The following is a 903-nucleotide window of genomic DNA, read 5'->3' on the forward strand; positions in this document are numbered from 1 at the left end:
CCAGGTGCCCAGGTGCGCATCCGGCTGTGATAGGCGTTCACGTTCTGGATGTGCAGCGCACCGCGCTTTCGTTCGCCGGCGCTCGCGTTGATGGCTTCATGCGAAATCCCGACCTCCCGCGCGAATGCCGGGTAGGCCGCATGGCTATCGGTCACCAACAGCACGTCGCGCGCCAGGCGCGGCCCCAGGTGTTGCAACAGTTGCCGCTTGCTCACGCTGCCCTTGCCGGTCACGGCGTCGATGGTCTGGCCGCTGCGATCGCGCGCCACCAGGATGCACACTTGTTCATTCGAGATCCCRCGCTTTGTCGCCTTGCCGCCGCGCTTTCGTGGCGGACGRTCGAGATGTCTGGACCCCTTGTGCGATTCGAGCACATACATCTCATCGGCTTCGGCGATGCCGCTCAGCCGTTGCGGGCGGTCATCCTTGCTCAAGGCCAGGAAACGGTGGCGCCATCGAAAGCTGGTCGCACTGGCCACGCCGATCTCGCGCGCCGAGCGGCGCACGCTGCGGGAGTCGAGCATGCAGCCGAGGTAGTCGAGCCAGTGCGCCTTGTRGCGCAGCCGCGCCAGCGGCGTGCCGCTGAGCAGGTTGAAGGTGCGATGGCAGTTGCGGCAGCGGTAGCGCTGCAGTCCGTGCGCATGGCCGTGGCGATAGGGTTTGTCGGCCTGGCAGTGCGGGCAGCAGAGTGGCRTGCCGGGYTGCTCGACGATCTYGAGTACRCGGTCGAGGCCGGTCGCCGAGTGCAGCAGGTCGAGCAGGCGGTCGCGCTGGCGCCGCGTTAGAGAGGACAGGCGTTGCAGGAACTGTTCGAACTGCCGTGCTTGCATGCTGCCTCCGTCAACGGTTCAGGTCGACATTGGACCGCAGGCTTGCAGAAAAGATTCCACACTTGGCGCGAAC

Annotated in this window: 1 protein-coding gene; it reads right to left on the bottom strand. The window is 66.0% G+C overall.

Annotated elements, in window-relative coordinates; all coding sequences use genetic code 11:
• A partial coding sequence (locus tag AB4Z32_RS27450) for an IS1595 family transposase (RefSeq protein WP_442124982.1) occupies positions 1-830 on the bottom strand: 830 nt, incomplete at its 3' end.
• Between the last annotated feature and the right edge of the window lie 73 nt (positions 831-903).

It is taken from the genome of Massilia sp. 2TAF26 (genome assembly GCF_052115005.1).
Classification (GTDB): domain Bacteria; phylum Pseudomonadota; class Gammaproteobacteria; order Burkholderiales; family Burkholderiaceae_D; genus Telluria.